The following is a 17,392-nucleotide window of genomic DNA, read 5'->3' as shown; positions in this document are numbered from 1 at the left end:
CGTTGCAGTGGTTTTTCCTTGCGACAGGGAGTCGCATTCAGGAGGAAAAAACACAATGAACATGAACAGGCGGCAGTTCTTCAAGGTCTGCTCCGCCGGGCTCACGGGTTCGTCCATCGCAGTGATGGGCTTCTCCCCGACCGCAGCCCTGGCGGAAGTACGCACCTTCAAGCTCGCCCGCGCCACCGAAACGCGCAATATCTGCCCGTATTGCTCGGTGTCCTGCGGGGTGCTCATCTACTCGACCGGGGACAAGTCCAAGAATTCCCAGTCCGAGATCATCCACATCGAAGGCGACCCGGATAATCCGGTCAACCGCGGTACGCTGTGCCCGAAGGGTGCCGGCCTGCGCGACATGATCCAGAGCAAGGACCGCCTGAAGTGGCCGGAAGTCCGCGAAGCCGGTTCCAGCGAATGGAAGCGGATTTCCTGGAACGAAGCGCTCGATCGCATCGCCGCCCACATGAAGGCCGACCGCGACGCCAACTTCATCGCCCAGAACGCCGACGGCCTGACCGTCAACCGCTGGCCGACGATGGGTGCGCTGGTCTCTTCCGCCTCTTCGAACGAAGCCGGTTACCTGACCGTCAAGACCCTGCGCGGTCTCGGCGTCACTGCGCTCGACACCCAGGCACGCATTTGACACTCCCCTACGGTGGCCAGTCTGGCTCCGAGTTTTGGGCGTGGTGCGATGACCAACCATTGGGTGGACATCAAGAACGCAGACCTCATTTTCGTCATGGGCGGCAATCCCGCCGAAGCGCATCCCTGCGGCTTCAAATGGGCGATCGAGGCCAAGAAAAATCGTAAGGCAAAGCTTGTCGTCGTCGATCCGCGCTTCAACCGCACGGCATCGGTGGCCGACTACTACGCGCCGATCCGGCCGGGTTCCGACATCGCCTTCCTCGGCGGCGTCATCAATTACCTGGTCAGCCATGACAAGCTCCAGCACGAGTACGTCAAGGCCTACACCAATGCCGCTTTCCTGATCGACGAAGGCTACGGCTTCGAAGACGGCATCTTCTCCGGCTACAACGAGGAGAAGCGCAACTACGACAAGTCCACCTGGAAGTACCAGATGGGCGAGGACGGCTTTGCCAAGGTCGACGAAACCCTGCAGGACCCGCGCTGCGTCTTCCAGCTGATGAAGGCCCACTATGCCCGCTATACGCCGGAAGTGGTGCAGCAGGTCTGCGGTACGCCGAAGGACGCTTTCCTCAAGGTGTGCGAGTACATTGCCTCGACCGCCGTCAAGGACAAGGTGATGACCAGCCTGTACGCGCTGGGCTGGACCGAGCACTCGGTCGGTTCGCAGAACATCCGCTGCATGGCGATGATCCAGTTGCTGCTCGGCAACATGGGTATGGCCGGCGGTGGCATCGGCGCCTTGCGCGGCCATGCCAACGTCCAGGGCATCACCGACATGTGCGCCTACTCGCAGAACCTGCCGGGCTACCTGTCTGCGCCGACCGAGGCCGACAAGGATCGCACCAGCTATCTGGAGAAGCGCACGCCCAAGGCGCTGCGGCCGAACCAGATGAACTTCCCGCAGAACTTCCCGAAGTGGTTCACCAGCCTGTGCAAGGCCTGGTACGGCAACGCCGCCACCCCGGAAAACGGCTTCGCCTTCGACTGGCTGCCCAAACTGGGCGGGCCGGGCGACACGCTGGCCATCTTCCACGCGATGTTCGAGGGCAAGATCAACGGCTTCATCTGCCAGGGCTTCAACCCGCTGTCGTCGGTGCCGAACAAGAAGAAGGTCGGCGATGCGCTGGCCAGGCTGAAGTGGATGGTTGTCATCGATCCGCTGGCCACCGACACCTCGGAGTTCTGGAAGCCGCACGGCGAGTTCAACGACGTCAAGCCGGCCGAAATCCAGACCGAAGTGTTCCGTCTGCCGGCCACGCTGTTCGCCGAAAACTCGGGCACCTTCACCAACTCCGGCCGCGTCATCCAGTGGCGCTGGAAGGCGGCGGACGGTCCGGGCGACGCCAAGGACGACACCGAGATCATCGCTGCCTTGTTCCTGCGTCTGAAGGCCATGTACGCCAAGGACGGCGGTGCTTTCCCGGATCCCATCCTCAACCTGACCTGGGCCTACACCCAGCCGGCCAAGCCGTCGCCCGAAGAACTCCTGCGCGAGATCAACGGCAAGGCGCTGGCCGACGTGGTTGATCCCAAGGACCCGACCAAGGTCCTGGTCAAGGCCGGCGAGCAGTTGCCGAGCTTTGCCATGCTGCGCGACGACGGTTCGACCGCCTGCGGCAACTGGATCTACTGCGGTTCCTGGTCGCAGGCCGGCAACAACACCGCGCGGCGCGACAACAGCGATCCGTCCGGCCTCGGCCAGACGCTGAACTGGGGCTTCGCCTGGCCGGTGAACCGGCGCATCCTCTACAACCGCGCTTCCGCCGACGTGGCCGGCAAGCCGTGGGATGCCCAGCGTACCGTGCTCAAGTGGACGGGCACGGCCTGGGGCGGCAACGACATTCCGGACATGCGTCCGAATGCCGCGCCGGAAGAGAACGTCATGCCCTTCATCATGACGCCGGAAGGTGTCGGCCGCCTGTTCAGCCGCGAGCTGATGGCGGAAGGCCCGATGCCGGAGCACTACGAGCCGTTCGAAAGCCCGCTGGACAACAATCCGATGCACCCGAACAACCCCAAGGCCAAGTCCAATCCGGCCGCTCGGGTGTACAAGGGCGACATGGAAGCGTTCGGCACGGCCAAGGACTTCCCGTACGTGGCGACGACCTATCGTCTGGTCGAGCACTTCCACTACTGGACCAAGTTCTCGCAGATCAACGCGATCATGCAGCCCGAGCAGTTCGTCGAGCTGGGCGAGGAACTGGCCAAGGAGAAGGGCATCAAGGCCGGCGACAAGGTCAAGATCCGCTCCAACCGCGGCTTCATCAAGGCGGTGGCGGTGGTGACCAAGCGTATCAAGACGCTCGATGTGGACGGCAAGAAGGTCCACACGGTGGGTATCCCGATCCACTACGGGTTCAAGGGGGCGACGAGGCCTGGCTTCATCACCAACACCCTGACCCCGTTCGTCGGTGACGCCAACACGCAGACGCCGGAATACAAGGCGTTCCTGGTCAACATCGAGAAGGCGTAAAGGAGAGCTGACATGGCATTGCAATCGCTAGACATCAAACAGCGCTCCGCCACCACGACGCCGTCCACGCAAGTGCGGCAGACGGTGGAGATCGCCAAACTCATCGACGTTTCCGCCTGCATCGGCTGCAAGGCGTGTCAGGTGGCCTGCTCGGAGTGGAACGACATCCGCGACGAAGTCGGCAACTGCCACGGCGTCTACGACAACCCGATGGATCTGTCGGCCAAGTCGTGGACGGTGATGCGCTATACCGAGGTCGAGCAGAACAACAAGCTCGAGTGGCTGATCCGCAAGGACGGCTGCATGCATTGTGCCGACCCGGGCTGCCTCAAGGCCTGCCCGGCGCCCGGCGCGATCATCCAGTACAGCAACGGCATCGTCGATTTCCACCAGGAAAACTGCATCGGCTGCGGCTACTGCGTCACCGGCTGCCCGTTCAACGTCCCGCGCATCTCCAAGGAAGACAGCAAGGCCTACAAGTGCTCGCTGTGTTCCGACCGGGTTGCCGTCAACCAGGCGCCGGCCTGCGTCAAATCCTGCCCGACAGGTGCGATCCAGTTCGGTAGCAAGGAGGACATGAAGGACTACGCCGCCAAGCGCGTCGCCGACCTCAAGGAACGCGGCTACGACCAGGCGGGGCTGTACGACCCGCAGGGCGTCGGTGGCACGCACGTCATGTACGTGCTGCACCATGCCGACAAGCCCGACCTGTACGCCGGTCTGCCGGCCAATCCGTCGATCAGCCCGCTGGTCTCGCTGTGGAAGGGCTTCGCCAAGCCGCTGGCAACGCTGGCCCTGGCCGGTGTCGCCCTGGGCAGTCTGTTCCACTACGTGACCAAGGGTCCGAACGAGGTCTCCAAGGAGATCGAGGACGAGATCGAGCGCGAAGATGCGTTGGCTAACAAGGAGGAAGCAAAATGATCCGCGATCCCAAGGACCTCAAGCGCTACACGGCGTCGGAACGGGCCAACCACTGGGTGGTGGGCATCAGCTTCATCCTCCTCGGTCTTTCCGGACTGGCCTTCTTCCACCCGGCGTTCTTCCCGCTGACACAGCTGTTCGGCGGGCCGGTGTGGACGCGCATCCTGCACCCCTACCTGGGGGTGATCATGGCGCTGGCCTTTGTCGTCATGTTCTTCCGCTTCAAGCACCTGAACAAGATGACACCGGCGGACAAGGAGTGGCTGAGCAAGGTCGACCAGATGGTTGACGGCGACGACCACAACATGCCGGAGCAGGGCAAGTACAACGGCGGCCAGAAGGTGATGTTCTGGGCACTGGCCATCAGCATGCTGCTGATGACCCTGTCCGGCATCGTCATCTGGCGGGCCTGGTTCGACCTGCCGGTGGACATCGTCCGCCTCGGCGCCGTCGTCCATGCCGCCGCCGGTGCCGTGATGATCGGCCTGATCATGGTGCACGTCTATGCCGCCATCTGGGTCAAGGGCACCATCCGCGCCATGTGGTACGGCACGGTCACCCGCGCCTGGGCCAAGCAGCATCACCGTGGTTGGTACCGTCAGGTAACGGGGAAATAATCCCGGTTCCCTGTTTCTAAAACGATTTACCTTGCGTTATCGGGGCTCTGCAGGAATATTCCTGCATCCCCGCTTTTTTCAAGATGGACCCCATGCAGAGCCAACCGATAGATTTTCATCCGCCCAGCGAAGAGGCGGCGCCCTACCTGTTGCCGGCGGCCGATGTGTTTGCCGGCCGCGCCCGTCGTTTCGAACACCTGGCCTGCGATCACAGCCTGGCTGAGTGGCTGCGCTTCCTGGCCCGCCTGAGCCAGGCCCAGCACGATGCGCTCAAGGCCATCCCCGAATTTCCGCTGCCGGATGCGCAGGCCCGCGAACTGGCCCGCAACCACGGCATGCCCCCGCTCAACCTGAGCGAACGTCCGGCGGTCTGGCGCGATGCCTTGCGCCAGATGCTCGCTGCCCTCGACGACGAGACCCTGCCCGAGGGGGCTCGCGCTACCTTGACCGGTCTGCAGTCGGCCGACGACAGCCGCCTGGAAAAACTCGCGGCGACCCTGCTCGAAGGCGAAATTTCCGCCGACCTGGCCGGCGAACTGCCCTTCATCGCCGCCGCCCTGCAGGTGACCTACACCGGCATGGCCCTGCGCCTCGATCCGGCCAGCCTGCAGAAACTCGACGCCCCGGCCGTCTGCCCCTGCTGCGGCAGCCCGGCGGTGGCCAGCGTGGTCCGTCTCGGCGCCGCCATCAACAACCTGCGCTACCTGCACTGCAGCCTGTGCAATACCGAATGGAACGTGCCGCGCGCCACCTGCACCACCTGCGAGGACGACAAGGAAGTCGCCCTGCAGGAACTCGAAGGCACAGCAGGGAAAAATGCAGGCGCCGTCCGTGCCGAAACCTGCGACGCCTGCAAGAGCTACCTGAAGATCGTCTATCAGGATAAAGACCCGAATGTGGACCCGGTCGCCGACGACCTGGCGACGCTCGCCCTCGACATGCTGGTCGACGAAGCCGGCTACGAGCGCAGCGGCCCGAATCTGCTGTTGATTGGTGCCTATAGCGGCTGATCCAGCCTTTCCCTCAACCTTTCTGCCCGGTCCGGGTGAAAGCCATGAACGAAAATCAACGTCTGCCCGCGGTTGACCGCGTCCTCAAACAACTTCCCGAGCTGATCGAAGCGCACGGCCGCCAGCCGGTGACCGCCTGCGTCCGCGCCGAGCTGGCTGCCGCCCGCGAGGGCGCGAAGCACGGTCTGCCATTGCCCGACGAGGCGACGCTGCTTGCCGCCATCCGCCGCCGCGCCGCCGATGCCGCCCGCGCCAATCTGCGGCCGGTGTTCAACCTGACCGGCACCGTGCTGCATACCAACCTCGGCCGCGCGCTATTGTCTGAAGAAGCCATCGCGCTGATGGTCGAAGCCGCGCGTTCGCCCTGTGCGCTGGAATACGACCTCGCTTCCGGCGGCCGTGGCGACCGCGACGATCTGGTGTCCGGCCTGCTCGCCGAACTGGTCGCCGGCGGCTCGCCGGACATTGCCGCAACCATCGTCAACAACAACGCCGCTGCCGTGCTGCTGACGCTGAACGCGCTGGCCCAGGGCAAGGAGGCGGTGGTCTCGCGCGGCGAGCTGGTCGAGATCGGCGGTGCCTTCCGTGTTCCCGACGTGATGCGGCGGGCGCAGGTGAAGCTGGTCGAGATCGGCACCACCAACCGCACGCACGAGAAGGATTACGCCGAGGCCATCGGCCCGAAGACGGCGCTGCTGATGAAGGTGCATACCAGCAACTATGTCGTCACCGGCTTCACCAAGACGGTCGACGAGCAGGCGGTGGCCGACATCGCCCACGCCGCCGGCCTGCCTTTCGTCGTCGACCTGGGCAGCGGTACGCTGACCGATTTCGCGGCGCTGGGCCTGCCGGCCGAGCCGACGCCGCAACAGGCGCTGGCCGCCGGCGCCGACATCGTCACCTTCTCCGGCGACAAGCTGCTCGGCGGGCCGCAGGCCGGGCTGATCGTCGGCCGCAAGGACCTGATCGCGAAGATCAAGAAGAACCCGTTGAAGCGTGCGCTGCGCGTCGGCAAGACAACGCTGGCGGCGCTGGAGGCGACGTTGCGCCTGTACCGCGACCCGGATCGTCTGTGCCAGCGTTTGCCGACGCTGCGCCTGCTGACCCGGCCGACGAGCGAGATCGCCGCCCTTGGCGAGCGCTTGCTGCCGTCGGTGCAGGCTGCCGTCGGTGCCGGCTTCGTGGTTGCGCTTGAGGACTGTGCCAGCCAGATCGGTAGCGGTGCCTTGCCGGTCGAGCGGCTGGCGTCGACCTCGTTGGTCCTGCGCTCGACCGCGAAGAAGCCGGGCAAGGCGCTGGCCGCGGTCGAAGCCGCTTTCCGCGGGCTGCCGCAACCGGTGATCGGCTACATCCGCGACGATGCCTTCCGGCTCGACCTGCGCTGCCTGGAAGCCAAGGATGAAGCGCGCTTCGTCGCGCAACTGGCGGCAGTGAAACTGTAGTTTTTCCGGAAATGGCCACGAGCGGCGGTCCGCGTACCGCCCGCCATTCCCGACCCCCGGCGCCTGGCGGCGCCACCCTGTAAATCCGGGCATCTCCGTGTCCGGGTGGTTCAACGCAATGGAGACGACAACATGAGCTTCAATCGAAGACAATTCCTCGCCGCTGGGGCGGCGCTCGGGACGACCGGTGCCATCGCCGCGCCGACCAGCCCGCTACCTTTCCTGATCCAGATGCAGTCCGACCCGCTGCTGCCCAAGGCCACCGGTAAACGTGTGGTCATCTGCGGTGGCGGCTGGGGCGGGGTATCCGCGGCCAAGCACCTGAAAGTGCTCGATCCCAGCCTTGACGTCGTGCTGCTCGAGCGCAACCCGGTCTTCTTCGCCTGCCCGATGAGCAACAAGTGGCTGGTCGATGTCGTCGATGCCCAGTTCCTCACCTTCAGCTACCTCGACGTCGCCCAGAAGTACGGCTACCACTTCATCCAGACTGAAGTCACCGCCTTCGAGCGCGACAAGAAGCGTGTCGTCACCGCCCAGGGCTGGATCGATTACGACTACCTGATCGTCGGCGCCGGCATCCGCTACAACTATGAAGCCTGGTTCGGCAACGACCGCAAGGCCGCCGAATACACCAAGGCGATGTTCCCTGCCGCCTACATCCCGACCGCCGAGCACTTCAAGCTGAAGCAGAACATCCAGAACTTCAAGGGCGGCGACCTGGTGATGACGCTGCCGCCGCCGCCGCATCGCTGCCCGCCGTCGCCCTACGAGCGCGCCTGCCTGATCGCCGACCTGTTCAAGCAGCGCAAGACCAAGGGCAAGATCATCCTCCTCGATCCCAAGCCGAGCATCATGCCGATCGGCGGCGGCTACAAGGACGCCTTCGAGGAGCTGTACAAGGACCAGATCGTCTACGTGCCCAAGGCGCAGATCCAGGAAGTCGATCCGTTCGCCAAGCGCATCAAGACCACGGCCGGCGACTTCAAGTTCGACCATTCCATCCTGATGGCCCCGCACCAGGCCGGCGACATGGCCTGGAAGGCCGGCGTCATCGGCCGCGACGCGGAAGGCAAGCTGACCGGCTGGGCCGGCGTCGATCCCTTCTTCCTGAACCTCAAGGACGATCCGGATACCTACGTGATCGGCGACGCCGTCGGCGTCGTCTCGCCGCTGTTCAAGTACTACCCGAAGGCCGGCCACGTTGCCAACGCCCACGCCAAGATCGTCGCCAAGTACATCACCGACCGCATCAAGGGCCGCGAACTGAAGCCGGCGCTGCCCGACAATCTCTGCTTCATGATGGTCAAGACCCAGCCGCAGGAAGCGATCGCCGTGCGCTTCAAGTACTGGGTCAACGACAAGGGCCTGATTGTCCAGGACCAGGACGACGACAACCTGCGCCGTCCCGAACTGGTGACCGAGGACTTCCAGTGGTTCGCCGGCAAGGTCGAGGACATGTTCGGCTGAACAACAGCCTGTGCTGGTGCGGTGGTTTCACGTGGAACCGCCGTGCCAGAATAGGCTTCTTTCCAAACCTACTGACATCGCAACATGTCCCGTTTCCTCTTTCTTGACGCCACCACCCGCGAACCCGGCCACACCGGCAACAGCGAGACACTCGCCCGTCACGCCGCGGCCAGCCTGCCGGCCGCCGCCGAACAACGCTGGCTGAAGCTGGCCGACCTCGATCTGCCGCCCTTCGTCGACCTGCGTCACACCGCCGGCAGCTATCCGCCGCCGGCCGGCAACCTGAAGACGTTGCTCGACGAGACCCTGGCCGCCACCGATCTCGTTTTCGTCTCGCCGGTCTACTGGTTCTCGGTGCCGTCGCCGCTGAAGACCTACCTCGACCACTGGAGCGCCTGGCTGCGCGTGCCCGGCGTCGATTTCAAGGCAGCCATGGCCGGCAAGCGACTGTGGGTGATCGCCACCAGCGGCAACCGGGAGAAGGCGCAGCCGATGTTCGACAGCTACCGGCTGTGTGCCGAATTCCTCGCCATGGAATTCCGGCCGCCGCTGTGGGGCAAGGGCGGGGCGCCCGGCACGGTGCTCGGCGATGCCGAGGCACTGGCCGCCGCCACAGCCTATTTCCAGTCGGCTTGAGTCGTTGGCGATGCGCGTCTCCGTCTTCATCGCTACCAGTCTCGACGGCTACATCGCCCGGGCGGACGGCTCGCTGGATTGGCTGGAGGCTCAGAACGCGCGTATTCCTCCCGGTGAGGACTGCGGCTACGGCGATTTCATGGCCGATATCGATGTGCTGCTGATGGGGCGTGCAACTTTCGACCAGGTCAGCACCTTTCCCGAATGGCCCTACACCGGGAAGCGAGTGATCGTCCTGTCGCACCGCCCGCTCTCGGGGCCTTATGCGAGTCACGTCGCTCGTCAGGCTGGCGAGCCGGGGGAAATACTGGCCGCGCTGCAGAGCCAGGGGGCTCGCCATATTTACCTGGACGGTGGGCAGACCATTCAGGCCTTTCTGCGTGCCGGTCTGGTGGACGATCTGGTCATTACTTGTGTCCCGGTGCTGCTCGGTGGCGGGCGTCGCCTGTTCGGCCAGTTGGCTGCGGATTTGCCGCTGGAAATCCTATCCAGCCGCAGTTACCCGTTTGGTTTCGTGCAGACCGCCTATCGCGTAGGGCGAGCGCTTCCCGGAGGCGGGTCATGATCGTCGGCACCGCCGGTCACATCGACCACGGCAAGACGACGCTGGTCAAGGCGCTGACCGGCGTCGACTGCGATCGCCTGAAGGAAGAGAAGGCGCGCGGCATCACCGTCGATCTCGGCTACGCCTACACGTCTACGCTCGGCTTCATCGATGTGCCGGGGCACGAGAAGCTGGTGCACAACATGCTTGCCGGCGCCACCGGCATCGACTTCGCGCTGCTGGTGATCGCCGCCGACGACGGGCCGATGCCGCAGACCCGCGAGCACCTGGAAATCGTCGAACTGCTCGGCATCCGCCGGGGGGCGGTGGCGCTGACCAAGATCGATACGGTTGCCGCCGACCGCGTCGAAGCGGCAAAAAGCGAAATCGAAGCGCTGCTCGCGGATACCGCGTTCGCCGGGGTGCCGGTGTTTCCGGTCGCCGCGGTCAGCGGTGCCGGCATTGCCGAACTGCGCGCGCATCTTGAGGCCGTCGCCGCCGGGCATGCCCGGCGCGAGGCTGCCGGCGGCTTCCGGCTGGCGGTCGATCGCTGCTTCACGCTCACTGGCGCCGGTACCGTCGTCACCGGTACGGCCTTCGCCGGCTGCGTCCGGGTCGGCGATCAGTTGCTGCTTTCGCCGAGCGGCAAGCCGGTGCGCGTGCGCAGCCTGCGCGCCCAGGATGCGCCGGCCGAATCCGGCCAGGCCGGACAGCGCATCGCGCTGGCACTGGCCGGCGTCGAGAAAGGCGAAGTCGAGCGCGGCCAGTGGCTGCTGGCGCCGCCCCTGCACCGGCCGCTGCGCCGTTTCGACGCCAAGCTGCGGGTGCTCGCCGGGCAGCCGGCCTTGAAGCACTGGACGCAGGTGCACCTGCACCTCGGCGCCATCGACGTGCCGGCGCGGGTGGCGCTGCTCGGCGCCGAGGAGATTCCGCCGGGTGGCGAACACTGGGCGCAACTCCACGTCGACCGTGACATCGGCGCGCTCGCCGGCGACCGCTTCATCCTGCGCGACGCCGCAGCCCGCCACACCATCGCCGGCGGCTGCGTCCTCGACAGCGCGCCGCCGACACGGCGCAAATCCAGCCCGGAACGCCTGGCGATGCTGGCGGCGCTGGCCGATCCCGATCCGGCGGTGGCGCTGGCGCTGGCCGCGCAACAGCAGCCGGCTGGTGTCGACCTGGCGGCGTACGCGCTCAACCGCAACCTCGACGCACCGACGCTGGCTGAAATCTGCCAGCGGCTGGGCCTGCGCACGGTCGGCGACACCGCCTTCGCCGCCGCTGGCTGGCAGGTCCTGGGTGAGCGCTTGCTCGCGACGCTGACCGCAGAACACGAGCGGGCGCCCGACCTCACCGGCGTCGAACGCGATCGCCTGCGCCGGCTGACGCTGCCGACGCTGGCCCGGCCCGCCTTCGACGCGCTGCTCGGCGAACGGCTGGCCAGCGGCGAGGTCGCCCAGAGCAACGCCTGGCTGTACCTGCCCGGCCATCGCGTCGAACTTGCTGCCGCCGACCGCGACCTGTGGCAGACCTTGCTGCCGCTGCTCGCCGCCGAGCCGTACAACCCGCCGCGCGTGCGCGATGTCGCCAAAGCCACCGGTATCGCCGAGGACACCGTGCGTGCGCTGTTCAAGCGCATCGCCCGGCACGGCGAAGCCTGGCCGGTGGCGCACGACCATTACTTCACCGCCGCAGCGGTGGCCGACCTGGCCCGCCACGTCGCCATGCTCAACGAACGCGACGGCTGTGCCCGTGCCGCGCCGCTGCGCGACGTGATCGGTGGCGGCCGCAAGGTGGCCATCCACATCCTCGAATTCTTCGACCGCATCGGCTACACTCGCCGGGTGCGCGATACGCACGTACTGCGCGGTGTACCGGAGCAATTCGGATCATGAACAACGGAAGGAATCGTTCCCCGGTGGGGCGGCCGGTCTTCAAAACCGGCAGGGCCTGTCAGACAGGCTTGGGTAGGTTCGACTCCTGCTTCCTTCCGCCATCGATCGCGCGTGGCGCATCCATGACTTTGTCGACTGCGCCTCGCCGTGCAGCAGCACTGTCTTCGGCTTGTCTTCGCGTCCTGAATGCACCACGCGCGCCGAATGCTCCGTAGAAATTTTGAATAGAAATTTTGAAGCAAGCATGGCTTACTTACCCTTCACCGGCACCATTCCCGACAATCTCCTCTACGACCCCGAGCACGACATGTGGGTGCGCGAGTTGCCGGGCGGCGAGCTGTTGGTCGGAGCGACCGCTTTCGGCATTCATCTGGCCGGCGAGATCATCGCCTTCACCAGCAAGCCGAACGGTGCCGAGGTGGCGCGCGGGCGGGGGATGGGGACGGTCGAGTGCCGCAAGACGCTGCTCGCGCTGCATGCGCCGCTGTCCTTCGTGCTGCTCGAAGGCAACGAGGCGGCCGAGGAGCGGCCCGGGCGGATCAACCGCGACCCCTACGGCGACGGCTGGATGGCCCGCGTGCGGCCGACCGACTGGGCCGGCGAACGCGGGCTGCTGGTCGATGCCGCCGCCTACCGGGCGCAGGTGCTGAAGCTCGATCCGGAGGCCCGCCTTGACTGAGCGCCTGGCCCTGCTGATCGGCTCGGCGCAGCCGGAACAGGTGGTGACGCCGCTGGTGCATGCGCTGGCCGCGCGCGCGCTGGATGCCGAGGTCGAAATCCACTTTGCCGGGCCGGCGGTGCGCTGGCTGGTCGCTGGTGCCGGCGAGGCGGCCTGGCCGACGCCAGCGCGGGAAAAGTCCATCGCCGCCTTCCTCGACGAAGCCGCCGCCGCCGGCGTTCGCTTCTACGCCTGCGGCATGGCCCGCGCTGCCTGGGTCGGCGCCGAAGAAACGCTGCGCGCCGATGCCGGCGCCGCCGGCGCCACTGCCTTTGTCGCCCGCACGCTCGATCCGGCGTGGCGGACGCTGGTGTACTGATGGCGCGCGGCGAGATCACCGGCGTCGTCCTGGCGGGCGGTCTCGGCCGGCGCATGGGCGGTGTCGACAAGGGCCTGCAGGAATTGGCCGGGCGGCCGCTGGTGGCGCACATCATCGAGCGCCTGCAGCCGCAGGTCGGCCCCTTGCTGATCAACGCCAACCGCAATGCCGAGGTCTATGCCCGTTTCGGCTGTCCGGTGGTCGCAGATGCCGTGCCCGATTTTGCCGGGCCGCTGGCCGGACTGCATGCGGCGCTGGCAGCTGCATCGACCCCGTGGGTGGTGACTGTGCCCTGCGATTCGCCCTTCCTGCCGGCGGATCTGGTGTCGCGCCTGGCCGGGGCGGCGGAGCAGGCATCGGCCGGGGTGGCGGTGGCGCGCACCGGCGACCAGGTGCATCCGGTGTTCTGCCTGTGCCGGCGCGAGTTGCGCGATCATCTCGGCGATTACCTGGCGCGCGGCGAGCGCAAGTTCACCGGCTGGTACGCCTCGCTGGCGACGGTGGAAGTGGCTTTCGACGATCAGCCGGCGGCTTTCGAGAACATCAACACGGTGGCCGAACTGGCGAGTTTTTCCCGGCCGCTTTAAGGCCTGGGCTGGATGCGCTGGCCGGCTTTCCTGACGGTGCCGTCGGCGAGGTCGAAGTGCACCGAAAAGAAGGTTTCCTCGGTGCGGAAATCGCCTTCGATCCGCCATTCCCAAACCGATTCGCCGAGGTTGTCGAAAGTCTGGCGGCTGGCCGGCTGGCCGAGCAGGCGCCGGACTTCGTCCTGCGTCAGACCCGGCGTGACGCGGGCGTAGGTCACCGGCGTCAGCACCTGGTCGAGCGCGGCAACGATTTCCTGGCGGTCGAAGCGGATCATGTAGCAGTGCACCCCGGCCGGTTGCCGGCTGTATTCCCAGGTCACCGTGCCGTCGTCGTTGCGGTGGATGAAGCCCGGTTCGCCCATGCGGCTGCGCACTTCGGCCTGGGTGGTGATGCCCGGCTTGATTTCCGGCAGATTGACCATGTCGCAGGCGGGCAGCAAGGCCGTCAGCAGTGCGGCGATCCAGGCGGGCAGTTTCATGGGGGCTCCTGTGGCGGGGACGGGTTTGGGCGTTTTGCTGCCTTGCTCGCATAATAGCGGCTCATCCAGTTATTGTTCATGCCATGCAGCATCTCGACCCCCAAGCCGCCCATGATTTCCTCCAGCAGACGCCGGAGGCCGTACTCGTCGATTGCCGCACGGAAATCGAGCACATGTATGTCGGCCATCCGGTCGGTGCCGAGCACGTGGCCTGGCAGGAGGCGCCGGATTGGGAAATCGATCCCGATTTCGCGCGCAAGGTCGGCCGCCTGGTCAAGGGCGACCTGAGCCGGCCGGTACTGCTCATCTGCCGTAGCGGCACACGCTCGATCTTTGCCGGCGAGGCGCTGGAAGCAGCGGGCTTCCAGCAGGTGATCAACATCACCGAAGGTTTCGAAGGGCCGCTCGACGACAATTTCCATCGCGGCACGCTCGGCGGCTGGCGCCTGCGCGGCCTACCCTGGCAGCAGTCGTAGCCGCCGGTGCGCCAGCGCGGCCAGGCCGCCGGCGGTGAGCAGGCCTGCCATGCCCAGCGCCAGGTGCAGGGTCGATCCCCACAATAGCGGCGCGATCAGCGCCGCCGACAAACCATTGAATCCGGACTGGAAGAACGTCTGGCAGGACGCCGCCAGTCCGCGTTTGTCGGGGAAAGGATCGAGTGCGAACAGCGTCAGATTGGGCATCGCCAGCGACATGCCGATGGTGTACACGAACAGGGGGGCGACGCTCCACGGCAGGCCGGGCGGCAGGCTGAGGTTGAGGCCGAGATTGAGCAGCGCGGCGGTGGCCATGATCGCGTAGGCGACGGCGATGGTCTTGCCCGGCGGCAGCTTGCCGGCCAGGCGCCCGGAAATCCACGAACCGCACATCAGGCCGGCCATCGCCGGGCCGAACAGCCAGAGGAAGGCGGTTTCCGGCAGGCCCAGGTGCTGCATCAGGAAGGCGGGCGCTGACAGTACATAGACGAAGAAGCCGCCGAAATTCAGCGCCAGCGCCGAACAGGCGAACAGGAAGCGCGGCGAACTCATGACTTCGCGATAGGCGCCGGCCAGGTAGGTCGGGCGCAGTGACTGGCGTTTCTCCGGTGGCAGGGTTTCCGGCAGCAGTTTCAGACAGGCCAGCCACAGCGCGGCCGTTGCCAGCACCAGGAAGGCAAAAATCGACCGCCAGCCGAAGGCAATCTGCAGCCAGCCGCCGATCACCGGGGCAATCGCCGGGGCGAGCGCGAACATCATGGTGATCTGTGCCATCAGCCGCTGGGCGGCGGCACCGTCGTAGAGATCGCGGACGATGGCGCGGCTGATGACGATGCCGGCACCGGCGGTGATCCCCTGCATCGCCCGCCAGAACCACAATTGCCCGATGCTGGTGGCGAGCATGCAGCCGAGCGAGGCGACGCCGAACAGCGCCAGCGCACCGAGGATCACCCGGCGGCGGCCGAAACGGTCGGCGATTGCGCCATGCCACAGGGTCATCGCGGCGAAGGACAGCAGGTAGGCGGACAGCGTCTGCTGGACCTCGAGCGGCGTTGCCCCGAGTTGCGCGGCGATGTCCGGGAACGACGGTAGATAGGTATCGATCGAGAACGGACCGAGGGCGGAAAGGCAGGCAAGCAGCAGGGCGATGCCGCGGGTGCTGCGGGCGGTGTGGGGCATGGGATCAGTCGCGGGCGAAGCGGCGGTACTGGATGGCTTCGGCAATGTGGGGTGCGCCGATGATAGCGCAATCGCCGAGGTCGGCGATGGTGCGCGCGACCTTGAGCACACGGTGCCAGGCGCGCGCCGACAAGCCCAGGCGCTGGGCGGCCTGTTGCAGCAGCGCCGATCCGGCCGCGTCCGGCTGGCACAGGGCGTCGATCTCGCGGGTGGTCAGGCGGGCGTTGGCCCGGCCCTGGCGTTCCTGTTGCCGCGTCCAGGCCCGGGCGACGCGTTCGCGCACGCTGGCCGAGGATTCGCCGTCCGGGCGTCCGGCCAGCGATTCGGGCGGCAATGCGGGGATTTCGATGACCAGATCGATGCGGTCGACGAAGGGGCCGGAGAGTTTGCCGCGATAGCGGGCGACCTGTTCCGGCGTGCACAGACAGCGCTTTTCCCCGTGGTAACCACAGGGGCAGGGGTTCATCGCGGCGATCAACTGGAATTCGGCCGGGTAGTCGGCGTGGCGGGCGGCGCGGGAAATGTGCACGCGCCCGGTTTCCAGCGGTTCGCGCAGGGTTTCCAGCACCTTGCGGTCGAATTCGGGCAATTCGTCGAGAAACAAGATGCCTTCGTGGGCCAGGCTGATTTCGCCCGGGCGCGGCGGATTGCCGCCGCCGACCAGCGCTGCCGCCGAGGCGGTGTGGTGCGGGCTGCGGAAGACGCGCTGGCCGTAGCGGGTCGGATCGAACTGGCCGACCAGCGACAGGACGGCCGCCGAAGCGCGTGCGGCGTTGTCGTCGAGCGGTGGCATCAGGCCCGGCAGGCGGGCCGCGAGCATCGACTTGCCAGCGCCGGGCGGTCCCAGCATCAACAGAGAATGCTTGCCGGCGGCGGCGATTTCCAGCGCCCGCCGCGCCTGCACCTGACCGCGGACCTCGGCCAGATCGGGATAGTCGATGGGGTTGCTGCATTCCGGCAGCGGCGGTGGCTGCAACGGGTTTTCGCCGGCCAGATGGGCGCAGACGGCGAGCAGCGAACCGGCGGCCAGAATGTTGTCCTGGCCGGTCAGCACCGCTTCGCAGGCGCTATCGTGGGGCAGGATGAAGGTCTTGCCGTCGCCGGCAGCGTTCAGTGCCATGGCCAGGGCGCCGCGTACCGGGCGCAGTTCGCCGGACAGCGACAATTCGCCGGCAAATTCGTGAGCAGCCAGTTTTTTACCCGGAATCTGGCCGCTGGCAGCGAGGATGCCGAGCGCGATCGGCAGGTCGAAACGTCCGGATTCCTTGGGCAGGTCGGCGGGTGCCAGATTGACGGTAATCCGCCGGGCCGGGTATTCGAAGCCGGAATTGACGATGGCGGCGCGCACCCGGTCGCGTGCCTCGCGCACTTCGGTATCGGGCAGACCGACCAGCGTCAGTCCGGGCAAGCCGTTGGCCAGGTGCACCTCGACGGTGACCGGCGGCGCGTTGAGTCCGTCCAGTCCCCGGCTCAGCGCAACGGCCAGTGCCATCGCAGCTTACTGTTTCCCGTCGCGGGCTTTTTCCAGCGCCTCGACGCGTGCTTCCAGCGCCTGCAGCTTTTCGCGGGTGCGGGCCAGCAGTTGTGCCTGGATGTCGAACTCCTCGCGGGTGACCAGGTCGAGCTTGCCGAAGACGCCGCTCATGACGGCCTTGGCGTTCTTTTCGATGTCTTTTGCCGGCGAATTGGCCAGCAGGGCGCTCATCTTGTTGCCGAATTCTTCCAGGATCTTGGGGTCGAGCATGATTTTCCTCCGTAGGCGGGCGAGTTTAGCACAGTGGAATTTATCGCGATTTACCGTCTCGCTCGTCGCTGGTGCGTGACGAAGTGTAACTGCACCGGATTGGTGCCCCGTAACGGTGCGCAGTCTTGAGTTAATTGTTTATCTATATGAATTCATTGAATAAAAACTTGCTGGCACAGCTCCTGCATTGCTGTGCTGCACAAAATACTGTTTTTTGCTTTTCAACTTTTCCTTAAG

At 66.0% G+C, this 17,392-nt stretch carries 17 protein-coding genes and 1 tRNA gene; 14 read left to right on the top strand and 4 right to left on the bottom strand.

Annotated elements, in window-relative coordinates; all coding sequences use genetic code 11:
* Window positions 1-55: 55 nt before the first annotated feature.
* From fdnG to mobA, 13 genes are all read left to right on the top strand, one after another.
* Window positions 56-3,121: a formate dehydrogenase-N subunit alpha gene (gene fdnG / locus Q0799_RS07265; protein WP_298396345.1), complete on the top strand. Its 3,066-nt coding sequence runs from the start codon at window positions 56-58 to the stop codon at window positions 3,119-3,121.
* A 12-nt stretch (window positions 3,122-3,133) separates the two neighbouring features.
* Window positions 3,134-4,042, top strand: coding sequence for a formate dehydrogenase subunit beta (gene fdxH, locus Q0799_RS07260; protein WP_298396343.1), 909 nt, complete (start codon window positions 3,134-3,136; stop codon window positions 4,040-4,042).
* Window positions 4,039-4,659: a formate dehydrogenase subunit gamma gene (locus tag Q0799_RS07255; RefSeq protein WP_028993968.1), complete on the top strand. Its 621-nt coding sequence runs from the start codon at window positions 4,039-4,041 to the stop codon at window positions 4,657-4,659. Before fdxH ends, Q0799_RS07255 begins: the two co-directional genes overlap by 4 nt.
* 92 nt (window positions 4,660-4,751) lie before the next feature.
* A complete protein-coding gene (gene fdhE / locus Q0799_RS07250; RefSeq protein ID WP_298396338.1) occupies window positions 4,752-5,669 on the top strand; it encodes a formate dehydrogenase accessory protein FdhE in 918 nt (305 codons plus the stop codon).
* Between the two features lie 44 nt (window positions 5,670-5,713).
* Window positions 5,714-7,111 (top strand): L-seryl-tRNA(Sec) selenium transferase, encoded by a 1,398-nt coding sequence (gene selA, locus Q0799_RS07245; RefSeq protein WP_298396335.1) that lies wholly within the window; start codon window positions 5,714-5,716, stop codon window positions 7,109-7,111.
* A gap of 132 nt (window positions 7,112-7,243) precedes the next feature.
* Window positions 7,244-8,578: an FAD-dependent oxidoreductase gene (locus Q0799_RS07240; protein ID WP_298396332.1), complete on the top strand. Its 1,335-nt coding sequence runs from the start codon at window positions 7,244-7,246 to the stop codon at window positions 8,576-8,578.
* Between the two features lie 84 nt (window positions 8,579-8,662).
* Window positions 8,663-9,214, top strand: coding sequence for an NAD(P)H-dependent oxidoreductase (locus Q0799_RS07235; RefSeq protein WP_298396329.1), 552 nt, complete (start codon window positions 8,663-8,665; stop codon window positions 9,212-9,214).
* A 10-nt stretch (window positions 9,215-9,224) separates the two neighbouring features.
* The gene (locus Q0799_RS07230) at window positions 9,225-9,779 is read left to right on the top strand and encodes a dihydrofolate reductase family protein (RefSeq protein WP_298396327.1); all 555 of its coding nucleotides are present in this window, start codon (window positions 9,225-9,227) and stop codon (window positions 9,777-9,779) included.
* The gene (gene selB, locus Q0799_RS07225) at window positions 9,776-11,653 is read left to right on the top strand and encodes a selenocysteine-specific translation elongation factor (protein WP_298396325.1); all 1,878 of its coding nucleotides are present in this window, start codon (window positions 9,776-9,778) and stop codon (window positions 11,651-11,653) included. The genes Q0799_RS07230 and selB overlap by 4 nt, the downstream gene beginning before the upstream one ends.
* Before the next feature lie 5 nt (window positions 11,654-11,658).
* A tRNA-Sec gene (locus tag Q0799_RS07220) sits at window positions 11,659-11,754 on the top strand.
* 143 nt (window positions 11,755-11,897) lie between these two features.
* Window positions 11,898-12,332 (top strand): glycine cleavage system protein H, encoded by a 435-nt coding sequence (locus Q0799_RS07215; protein ID WP_298396323.1) that lies wholly within the window; start codon window positions 11,898-11,900, stop codon window positions 12,330-12,332.
* Window positions 12,325-12,690: a DsrE family protein gene (locus Q0799_RS07210; RefSeq protein ID WP_298396320.1), complete on the top strand. Its 366-nt coding sequence runs from the start codon at window positions 12,325-12,327 to the stop codon at window positions 12,688-12,690. The genes Q0799_RS07215 and Q0799_RS07210 overlap by 8 nt, the downstream gene beginning before the upstream one ends.
* The gene (gene mobA, locus Q0799_RS07205; RefSeq protein WP_298396471.1) at window positions 12,690-13,277 is read left to right on the top strand and encodes a molybdenum cofactor guanylyltransferase MobA; all 588 of its coding nucleotides are present in this window, start codon (window positions 12,690-12,692) and stop codon (window positions 13,275-13,277) included. Before Q0799_RS07210 ends, mobA begins: the two co-directional genes overlap by 1 nt.
* Here the strand turns inward: mobA and Q0799_RS07200 are convergent.
* Window positions 13,274-13,756, bottom strand: a complete 483-nt coding sequence (locus Q0799_RS07200) for a hypothetical protein (RefSeq protein ID WP_298396317.1) — start codon at window positions 13,754-13,756, stop codon at window positions 13,274-13,276. The two genes, mobA and Q0799_RS07200, sit on opposite strands and share 4 nt — an antisense overlap.
* An 83-nt stretch (window positions 13,757-13,839) precedes the next feature.
* Between Q0799_RS07200 and Q0799_RS07195 the strand changes: the two genes are divergently transcribed.
* The gene (locus Q0799_RS07195; RefSeq protein WP_028993978.1) at window positions 13,840-14,232 is read left to right on the top strand and encodes a rhodanese-like domain-containing protein; all 393 of its coding nucleotides are present in this window, start codon (window positions 13,840-13,842) and stop codon (window positions 14,230-14,232) included.
* Here the strand turns inward: Q0799_RS07195 and Q0799_RS07190 are convergent.
* Genes Q0799_RS07190 through Q0799_RS07180 form a run of 3 tightly spaced genes read right to left on the bottom strand, consistent with a single transcriptional unit; the run spans window position 14,212 to window position 17,155 of the window.
* Complete coding sequence (locus tag Q0799_RS07190; RefSeq protein WP_298396314.1) at window positions 14,212-15,411, bottom strand: multidrug effflux MFS transporter; 1,200 nt, start codon at window positions 15,409-15,411, stop codon at window positions 14,212-14,214. The two genes, Q0799_RS07195 and Q0799_RS07190, sit on opposite strands and share 21 nt — an antisense overlap.
* 4 nt (window positions 15,412-15,415) lie before the next feature.
* Entirely contained in the window at window positions 15,416-16,903 is a 1,488-nt protein-coding gene (locus Q0799_RS07185; RefSeq protein WP_298396312.1) for a YifB family Mg chelatase-like AAA ATPase, read from the bottom strand.
* A 6-nt stretch (window positions 16,904-16,909) separates the two neighbouring features.
* Complete coding sequence (locus tag Q0799_RS07180; protein WP_028993981.1) at window positions 16,910-17,155, bottom strand: accessory factor UbiK family protein; 246 nt, start codon at window positions 17,153-17,155, stop codon at window positions 16,910-16,912.
* Window positions 17,156-17,392: the final 237 nt, after the last annotated feature.

It is taken from the genome of uncultured Azonexus sp., from assembly GCF_937982035.1.
Taxonomy (GTDB): Bacteria; Pseudomonadota; Gammaproteobacteria; order Burkholderiales; family Rhodocyclaceae; genus Azonexus.
Note: the sequence above shows the minus strand (reverse complement) of the source record. Positions and strands in the feature narration are given on the sequence as shown.